Source organism: Flavobacterium bomense (assembly GCF_003970355.1).
Genome location: NZ_RYDJ01000023.1, coordinates 25,575 through 35,523 on the forward strand (window position 1 = coordinate 25,575; position 9,949 = coordinate 35,523).

Here is a 9,949-nt window from a genome sequence, read left to right on the forward strand (position 1 = left end):
CCCGTACTAAAAATTAATTTTAAATATTGTATCATAGTGAAATTTAAAAACAGAGCTGTAAGTTAGCGATTAATTCGAGCCCTAAAATAAATGTTTAAAAAATAACTCTTTAATATTTACAACAAATGAAATACTTCATATTTAGTATTCTCCTACTCCATTTAAATTTAATTAGTGCGCAACAAAATTTAATTAAATATGTAAAACCAATCATTGGATCAGAAAAAATGGGACATACTTATCCTGGGGCAACTGTGCCGTTTGGAGCCGTACAATTAAGTCCCGAAACGGATACCATATCCTATGAATTAAACGGAAAATATAATGGTGATGTTTACAAATATTGCGCAGGATATAAATATGAAGACAAAACCATTGTAGGATTCAGTCACACACACCTGAGTGGAACCGGTCATTCTGATCTTGGCGATTTTTTAGTTATGCCAACACAAGGAAAACTACAACTGAATCCCGGAACGGCATCGGATACAAAAAGTGGGTATCGCTCTGCGTTCTCACATTCTAATGAAATATCCGAAGCTGGTTATTACAAAGTAAAACTGGATGATCATGCTATTATTGCCGAAATGACGGCAACTACCAGAGTAGGAATGCATCAATACACATTTCCAAAATCGGATGAAAGTCACATCATCCTTGACTTAATGGCTGGTATTTATAATTACGATGAAAAAAATGTTTGGACATATATAAGAGTGGTCAATGACTCCCTAATCACAGGTTACCGACAAACAAATGGCTGGGCACGGACTAGAACCGTATATTTTGCAATGTCGTTTTCAAAACCATTTGCCAATTACGGACAAAAAAATTATGACACAAAGCAATCGTATCGTGGTTTTTGGAGAAAATTTGATGAATCAAAAAACTTTCCGGAAATCGCTGGAAAAAAAATACGCATGTATTTTGATTTTAAAACAGAAGAAGCCGAAAAAATTAAAATAAAATTTGCACTATCCTCTGTAAGTCAAGAAAATGCTTTAGAAAATATGCAATCCGAAATTAAAGATTGGAATTTTGAGAAAGTAAAAACGGATGCCCAAAAATTATGGAATGACGAACTGAATAAGATTAAAATAGAAGCTTCCGAAGACAATAAGAAAAATTTCTATACTGCAATGTATCATACTTTTATAAATCCTACAGCATACACTGACGTAAACGGACAATACAAAGGTTTAGATCAGGACACTCATACCGCTAATGGATTTACCAATTACAGTACGTTTTCGCTATGGGATACCTATCGGGCATTGCATCCATTTTTTAACATAATTCAACCTTCCCGGAATAATGACATGATAAAGTCAATGATGGCGCATTACAAGCAAAGCGCCTTACACATGCTGCCAATTTGGTCTCATTACTCCAACGATAATTGGTGCATGAGTGGCTATCATAGTGTTTCAGTAATTGCAGATGCGATCATAAAAGGGGTTTATAATGGCGACCCAAACGAAGCGCTGGATGCTTGTGTGGCAACAGCAAAACATCGAAATTATGAAGGCATTGGCACCTATATGGATTTAGGTTTTATACCTGATGAAAAAAGTGGCACTTCAGTTTCAAACACATTAGAATATGCCTATGATGATTGGTGTATAGCTCAATTAGCAAAAAAATTAGATCGACAGGAGATTTATGAAGAGTTTATAAAAAGATCCTCAAATTGGAAAAACAATTTTAATCCAACAACAGGATTTATGCAACCCAAATTAGCAAATGGTACTTTTAAAAGTAATTTTGATGCTATGACAACGCACGGCCAAGGATTCATTGAAGGAAATAGTTGGAATTACAGTTTTTTTGTTCCACATAATCCAACTGAATTGATTGCCAAAATGGGTGGTAAATCCGCATTTTCAGATCGTTTAGATACTTTATTTTCCATGCATTTACCTGATTCATTTTTCGCTGAAACAGAAGACATCACCAGAGAAGGAATAATTGGTGGTTATGTTCACGGAAATGAGCCTGCTCACCACGTAGCCTATTTTTACAATTGGACAAATGAACCTTGGAAAACACAATATCAGGTTAGAAAAATAATGAAAATGCAATACAAACCAACACCTAATGGTTTAGGAGGAAATGATGATTGCGGACAAATGAGTGCTTGGTATATCTTCTCTTCATTAGGATTTTATCCGGTTGCTCCAGGTTCAACTGAATATGCTATTGGATCCCCTTTGGTAAACAATGCGGTATTGACTTTAGAAAATGGTAAAATGTTTACCATAGAGGTGTTAAATCAAAAAGACAAAAATGTTTATGTTCAAAAAATAGTACTAAATGGCAAGCCCTTACCGACTTTGTTTATAAACCACAATGATATTACTGCTGGAGGCAAATTGACTTTTTATATGGGATCTAAACCTAAAAAATAAATCAAAAATTTACATCCCAATTAAAAAGATTAATTTTAGGGTATTTTGCACAGATACAATTGTGTTGCATTGTATTTAAGTATATTAAACTCGTTAGGTGTAATTAGTTTTTGATGATAATTTTTCGTCAGTTCGAGTGATTTTTTCCCCAAGCCTCGAGAATAAAATCGTATCGAGAACAAGAAAAATTTAATTAAAACGGCTCTCGATACACGTCACCTCAAGTGCGAAGCGTATCGAGAAGTGTTGTTCCGTTTTACTACATAAAACACGCAAACTGACATTTTTAATCATTGCACCCAACGGGTTATATTAAGTTCCTGAACACACTGAAGGGATTTTAAAAAGAAAAAAATCAATAGCAAAATTCATCAATATCCATCTCTTTTTTATGGTATGAATGGGTTCTTGTAAATTGGTCAACTTAGTCGTGAGGATATAGACTTCGAGTCATTACAGCAAAAACCGGACAACTGTTTAATAAACGCTTAGCAACACATTAATCGAAAATCCAAACGGCCTAATACCCTCCACAATTGCTAAAAGACCAACGAAATCTCAAACCTAGAACCCAAAAAATAACATTCTCTTAAAGGATTTGTATCCTTTTTTTGCTAATCTTGTAAACTTCAATAAACGTAAAAACCTCAATAAATTAAGAGCTGTTATGAGCCGTATAATTATATATTTATCCTTTCTGCTTTGTCTTTACTCTACTGTTTCAAAAGGGCAGGCTCCACCCGAGGAATTAAAAATTGCTTTTCTGGCAGATGTTCATTTTCAGGATATATATGGAACCTTACAAGACAGCGATTATAAAGGAATCACCAATCCTAAGAACGGAAAGCATACTTTATTAAGAACGATGGAATCGCAGTTACATTCGACTCGGATTTTTAATGAAAACTATTTTGCGTTTTTCGCAGTCCTAGATGATATTGTACAAAGAGGAATAAAAATCGTGGCGCTTCCGGGTGATTATAGTGATGACGGGCAACCACTTCACATTCGGGGTTTAAGGCAGATCCTTACTGATTATACTAAAAAATATGGGATCCAATTCTTTATCACCACAGGCAATCATGATCCTGCCGGACCTTTTGCTCAGGAATCTGGAAAAAATGATTTTTTGGGCAATCAAGGAAAACGCCAGCCTATTTTTAGTAAAAAAGGATTATATAAACCCAATAGCAATGATGAAAATACGGTAGTAATAACCCAAGATATTGCCAAAATGGGATATCTCGGTATTACAACTGAACTGAAAGATTTTGGTTTTTCCCCAAAAGAAAGCGATTTATTCTGGACCACTCCTTTCTGCAATTATTCATTAGACAATTATACTTATACAAAAGCAACAGAAGCCTCTTCTTTGACTAATAGAACCTATTCCGTAACGCCGGGATATTCCGTGCCTGATGTGAGCTATGTCGTAGAACCCGTTCCGGGACTTTGGTTACTGGCTATTGATGGTAATCTTTATATTCCAAAAAAAGAGGCTGCTGAAAACTCAAAGGACTCCAAAGAGTATTCTGATGCAGGTTTAGGCTACAATAAGGTGCTTTCTCATAAAAAACACCTGATAAAATGGATTGAAAAAATAAACGTAGAGGCTAAAAAGAGAGGGAAAACCCTAATCGCATTCAGCCACTTTCCAATGGTAGAATTTAATGATGATGCTTCCACTGAAATTGAAAAATTAATGGGCAAAGGAAAATGGCAATTAGACCGTGTTCCGAAGGAAGAAGTCGCAGAAACCTTTGCTGATGCCGGATTGAGAATCCATTTTGGCGGACACATGCACATCAACGACACAGGTGTTCGAAAAACTAAAAAAGGAAATACGCTGGTAAACATTCAAACTCCTTCTTTGGCAGCCTACATTCCTGCCTACAAACTGCTCACTGTCAAAGAAAATGAAATCATGGAAATTGAAACGATACCAATCACTGAAGTGCCCCGATTCAATGAACTTTTTGATCTTTATAAAATAGAATATGAATTTTTGAAAAGCCAAAATACCGCAGACCTCTGGAATAAGGACATTTTAGAAACAAAAAACTATCTCGATTTTACCGATTTCCATCTGAAAGAATTGGTCAGATTACGCTTTTTACCAGACGATTGGCCGGAAGAATTTAAAAATTTTATTTTAGAAGTTTCCGCTGAAGAATTGCTCCTACTCGCCAATATAGAATCTACAGCAGATTATAATACCATTATAAACCGCAAGAGCAATTTTAAGGAAGCTTGGAAAAAAGCAGAAAACAAACTAAAGCAACAATTAAAAGAGAATCAGTTCAATCAAAGTGATTTTAAATGGTCTGGTTTAGAGCTGATCACCGACTTTTATCGCATTCGAAGTGCTGATGAATTGGCTATAGCCGAAATTGGTAAAGAAAGAATAAAACAATATCAATTTATTATCGCTTCGTATCTTGACCATCAAAAGGGAAGAAAATTAAATCCTGAAAATCAAACAGCAAAAAATACAATTCTTTTTCTGACCATTCTGAATAAGTTCTTAAACGGAGCTCCTTCAGATCATTTTTTTGTTGATTTGAAATCGGGTGTTATTCAAAAATAAAAAAAGAGATACCTTTTATTGATATCTCTTTTCTCTTTAGATTTAATTTTTATGAGAATACAAACAAATTATTTAAGCTCCAATACTTGTTTGATTTTATGAAAAACTTCATTATTTTCATATACACCAGAAAAAATATCCGATTGCGGTCCATAGCTAAATATCGGCACCATAATTCCAGTATGATCATCAGTTGTAAAATCGCCTTCAATCATTTTGTCTTTTAAATTTCCTTGCGGTAGTGTAAACCCCGATGTCTCATGATCTGCGGTGACAATAACCAAAGTGTAGCCGGTTTGATCCGCAAATTTTATAGCCTCGGTTATCGCTTTGTCAAAATCAATTACTTCCGAAACAATTCCGGGTACATTATTCGCATGACCGTAGGAATCAATCTGAGCGCCTTCAACCATAAGAAAGAACGGTTTATTCTTGGCATTCAAAAATTCCAATCCGTTTTTTGTGGCTTCTGCCAATAAATTTCCACGTCCTTTTAAAACACTGGGAACCGTATTTTCAGAGAAAAAAAGACCAACTTGACTCTTATTACTATTGGCAACATCTGCAATGGAATTTAAAATTGAAAAATCAGTTTTAGAAAAACCAGCAGCGAAATTTCGGCTTCCGCCACCCATAAAAAGTGAAATCTTACTATTTATAAGATCATTTGCGATGGCTGCTGTCATATCGCGCTCTTTTTGGTGCGAATAAAAAGACGCAGGGGTCGCTCCTGTAATATGATCCGTGGTGATTAAACCCGTACTAAAACCCTTTTTGCTAAGGACTTCCATAATGTTTTCAGTAGGAATCCCTAAGGAATCCACTCCAATTGCCCGATTGAAGGTTTTTTTACCAATAGCTAATGCGGTGCCTGCTGCAGCTGAATCGGTGGTAAAATCATCAGAAGATTGCGTTTTTATAAACCCTATCGATTTTAATTGCGTCAGTGTCAATTGGCCACCATTAGCCAAAACAGCACTAGAAATCTGAGCAAGTCCATTCCCGTCGCCTATAAGCAGAATTATATTTTGTATAGGACTGTTTTTCTTGTCAGACAAATAAGTAGGTGTGTAAACCGGCGAATCAATCGTATTGTAAAAAACTCTGCTGTCTAAGGAATTCAAATAGCGTGAACTCTCGTAAGGCATGTCGGTATTTATAAAATCGACTCCGAGATCCTTGAACGTTTTCCATGCGGTTTTAGAATCTGGACAACCCCAAAAACGGAATGGTTTTCCATAACTATGCGCCTTATTGATTGCTTCGGATACCTTTTTGTAATCTTCGGCAGTAAGACGTCCTTTTCCGTTCCAAGATGAAAATTCACTGAAACTTTTGCTGATTATCGCCACCTTTTCCCATTGTTCTTTTTCTGGAATACCAGCAAAACTTTGATAATCAAATTGAATGTAATTAGGGTATTGTGTATATGTTTTTGCTTCTGGTCGGTTTCCAGATATCACAATGGAGAAATTTTTATTGTTTATTACATTAGGGTAATTTTCTAAAACAGCGATCAGTTTTTTTAACGTTGCAACAGACTCGGTTTTAATATCAATCAGTAATTGTATGGGTTGCTGATTTCCCATTTTTAGTGTCATTACTTGTTGCAAAGGATCTAAATACAGCTTTTCAAGGGTACGTTCTTTTTTGATATCGGTCTCGGTATGGCTTACATACAAGTTGTTATCCTTCAAAAAAACATCCGCTTCAATAGAATTCAAACCATTGGCATAAGCGCTCCAAAACGGAATATTTTGTTCATAATCATTATGAGAATGTATTTTATATTTTTGAATGTCTTGTGCCTGAATGAACTGCAAAGAAAACAGCAAGGCCAGAACTGAAATTTTAATAGATTGGGTCATAGTATAAATTGTAAAAAAAGAGTAGTGTTAACTCGTTGGGTTTAATTATTCAAAACATCAGTTCGAGTGTTTTTTGTCGAGTAAAACGGAACAAAAAATGTATCGAGAACCGTATTTAATTATGTAGACCTTTCGGCTGCTATTACAGTTCACCGAAAGGTCTTTAATAAAATTATATTTTATGACGTGATTCAGTAGCTTAGTTTAATTTTCTCCTTTAAAACCATGCTAAAACCACTTTTTTGATCCAATTAATATCCTGCGTTTTGAACTAAATATCCAGGCTTGTCTGAAGCTCCATCAATAGCAGATTGTGGAATTGGAAAAAGACGTTTCTGAACATTACCATCCGTTTTTTCGGTCCAGGTTCCTTCATATTTTCCAAAACGAATCATATCCGTACGTCTGAGCATTTCCCAGTAAAATTCAAATCCACGTTCGCTGTACAAAAGATCGAGTTTCATTGAAGTTAAGGCTGGCGGAACAATTCGGGCTGTTCTTGAAGCTCTTACCAAGTTTACATCGGCTAGTGCTCCACCTGCATCATTTGATTTACGAAGTTTAGCTTCGGCACGCATCATGTACACATCGGCCAAGCGAAGAATAACAATATCGGCATCTCCTCTATTTCTCCCGTTATCCGATTTTTTACTGAACTCATATTTCAATACTCTATACCCACTACTATACCCACTTCCTTCTGCTGTAAAATCTATTTTCTCTGTATGGTTGACTAGTTTTGTTTTATCCGCTCGAGTTATATTTCTCAGTTTGCCAATTTTATATCCAATTCCGTCAGCACAACGAGCAAAGGGTTGCCCATTAGCAGTGGTAAGTAATCCATATTGCTGGCCTCTGATGATCCCGCGATCAATTTCAAAATTAGCTGCCGTAACGCACGAATCCGCAGGTATTATAAGATTCTTTTTAGAAAACCTAGGATCCATTGTTGCGGGATCCTTAGAGCCATAAGCAACGACCCAAGTCTGATAAAAATCAGATGTAATGGCTGGACCGTCAGTTCCATTTGCTTTTACAAATGCGGGAAGCGGAAACCGGTCGCCGGATAAGGAGAAATAAGCCAAACGATTATGACCGTTCAATTCTGCTCGTTGATCAACAGCAAAGATTAACTCTTTGTTGGTATGGTTTTCATCATCAAATATTTCAAAATATTCAGAGGAAAGATTGTACTGTCCGGACTCAATAATTTTAGAAGTATACAAAATAACCTTATCCATGTCCTCTGATTTGAAATCAAAAGTACTTGCATATGGATTCCGATACACTGCAGCATTTAAGTGCAAACGAGATAGAAGTCCCCATACAGCACCTTGCGTAATACGACCGGGTCCTGAAGTTTTAGAAACCTCATTTTCAATAGACAAAAATTCGTTTTTAATATAATCTACCGATTCAGAACCACGTAAAACAGTAGAAATTTCCGCAGGGTTTTCTTTTACAAAAATTAATCCAAAAAGATCTAAACTCAACATAGAGTAATACGCTCGTAGCCCTTTGGCCTCAGCCAAATAAAGTTTAGCCGCAGGATTGCTTGCTGCCAGAGGACTTAGTGCATTGATTGCTGTCACGGATCTCGAAATACCTTGAGTAATGGATCCCCAAGTATCTTTTATTCGAATGTGGGAGCTGCTGTAAGTATGACGATGCATATCAATAAAAATCCCATTATCACCCCAATCAGTTCCTCCTCGATAAGGCAAAATAGCTTCATCCGTTGATATTTCCTGAAGTGTAAAATAACTGGTGTGTAAAAACAATCCCGGTAAAACAGCATAAGCAGGTGCAATACTTCCATCGGCAACCGCACCTGATGTAGCACCGCCAGTTAGGGACTCGTCTAAAACTTCTTCCTCAAGTGTTGTACAACCAAATTGCAATAAAGTGGTAAAAACGGTCAGTAATAGTATTATTTTATTTTTCATGTGAATTGTATTTAATTAAAAGGAAACATTAAATCCGAATAGGAATGTTCTTGCTTTAGGATAACTCAAATAATCGATACCGTAAGAAGTAACTCCAGCTACAGATCGATCTGAGTTGACCTCTGGATCATAACCGTCATAATCCGTAATGACAAATAAATTTTGTCCGGTTACAGAAAATCGCATGGAACTAATCCAATCTCCAACGCCAATCGACTCTGGTTTTAAAGTATAGCCAAAAGATACATTGTTTAAGCGAAGAAAAGCGCCATTTTTCAAGTATCGTGTTGAAATAGAAGCCGGGTTTGTAATCGACTCCGAAGAAAATTCTCCTGCTGGAGCAGTTGTGTTTAATGACTTGGCTAAGCGGGCTTTATAGAAATTGGAATTGGCTGTGTTGTCATAGATTTTATTTCCAGCAACACCATTAAAATTAAAGTTTAAATCAAATGCTTTGTACGCTAGATTACCATAAAAACTAAATAATTTGTCTGGCAATGCACTTCCGGCTACAACACGATCTGCATCGGTATCCAAACCATCATTATTGGCATCTCTAAACTGGCTCATTCCTTGATCATTGATTCCAATAAATTCTTTCATAAAAAAAGTACCAATCGGTTGACCGTTTACATAACCGTTAATCGTAGCCGAGGAAAGTCCCGAGCCTGAAGCACTTCCTGTAGTGAGCACCGTAAATGGCGAGTTTTCGATTTTATTATCAATAAAAGATACGTTACCACCAAATCCAAATGAAATTCCTTTCTCACTTTTATACTGATACGCTAGTGCGAATTCCAAACCGCGATTGGTAATAGTCATGTCTTTTACATTAGTCCAATACGTCGAAGCGGGCTGTATGGGATCTGAGGGCACCACTTCAAGTAAAATATTATCTGAAACTTTATTAAAATAATCTATTGTTCCAGATAAAGCGCCTTTAAAGAATCCAAAATCCAAACCTACGTTAGTTTGTGTAGATACTTCCCACTGAATATCTGGATTCGCAAATCGAGCAAAAGTAGTTCCTCCAGGATAAGTGCCTTTTGGATAAAGCGGATAATGGACATGCTAACTTAGCCATCACATTAAGTTAAGAAATAATCTTAATTTTAGCCTATGAAACAAGTCCGCAAAATT

The 9,949-nt window shown here is 36.2% G+C and carries 4 protein-coding genes and 1 pseudogene; 2 read left to right on the forward strand and 3 right to left on the reverse strand.

All coding sequences use genetic code 11. The features are described 5' to 3' along the window. The first annotated feature begins 125 nt into the window (after positions 1-125). On the forward strand, positions 126-2,408 hold the full coding sequence (locus tag EKL98_RS14710) for a GH92 family glycosyl hydrolase (RefSeq protein ID WP_126562998.1): 2,283 nt from the start codon (positions 126-128) through the stop codon (positions 2,406-2,408). A 667-nt stretch (positions 2,409-3,075) separates the two neighbouring features. Continuing rightward, entirely contained in the window at positions 3,076-4,995 is a 1,920-nt protein-coding gene (locus EKL98_RS14715; protein ID WP_126562999.1) for a metallophosphoesterase family protein, read from the forward strand. A gap of 68 nt (positions 4,996-5,063) precedes the next feature. On the opposite strand, the gene EKL98_RS14720 is transcribed toward EKL98_RS14715, so the two are convergent. From EKL98_RS14720 to EKL98_RS14730, 3 genes and pseudogenes are all read right to left on the reverse strand, one after another. Continuing rightward, on the reverse strand, positions 5,064-6,863 hold the full coding sequence (locus EKL98_RS14720; protein WP_126563000.1) for an alkaline phosphatase: 1,800 nt from the start codon (positions 6,861-6,863) through the stop codon (positions 5,064-5,066). Positions 6,864-7,114: 251 nt separating this feature from the next. Further along, positions 7,115-8,809, reverse strand: coding sequence for a RagB/SusD family nutrient uptake outer membrane protein (locus EKL98_RS14725; RefSeq protein ID WP_126563001.1), 1,695 nt, complete (start codon positions 8,807-8,809; stop codon positions 7,115-7,117). Between the two features lie 15 nt (positions 8,810-8,824). Then, positions 8,825-9,853 (reverse strand): annotated as a pseudogene (locus EKL98_RS14730) (TonB-dependent receptor domain-containing protein); the annotation flags it as partial. Between the last annotated feature and the right edge of the window lie 96 nt (positions 9,854-9,949).

Coding starts and splice junctions, on each gene's coding strand:
- EKL98_RS14710 (WP_126562998.1), top strand. CDS start 126: ATGAAATACTTCATATTTAGTATTCTCCTACTCCATTTAAATTTAATT.
- EKL98_RS14715 (WP_126562999.1), top strand. CDS start 3,076: ATGAGCCGTATAATTATATATTTATCCTTTCTGCTTTGTCTTTACTCT.
- EKL98_RS14720 (WP_126563000.1), bottom strand. CDS start 6,863: ATGACCCAATCTATTAAAATTTCAGTTCTGGCCTTGCTGTTTTCTTTG.
- EKL98_RS14725 (WP_126563001.1), bottom strand. CDS start 8,809: ATGAAAAATAAAATAATACTATTACTGACCGTTTTTACCACTTTATTG.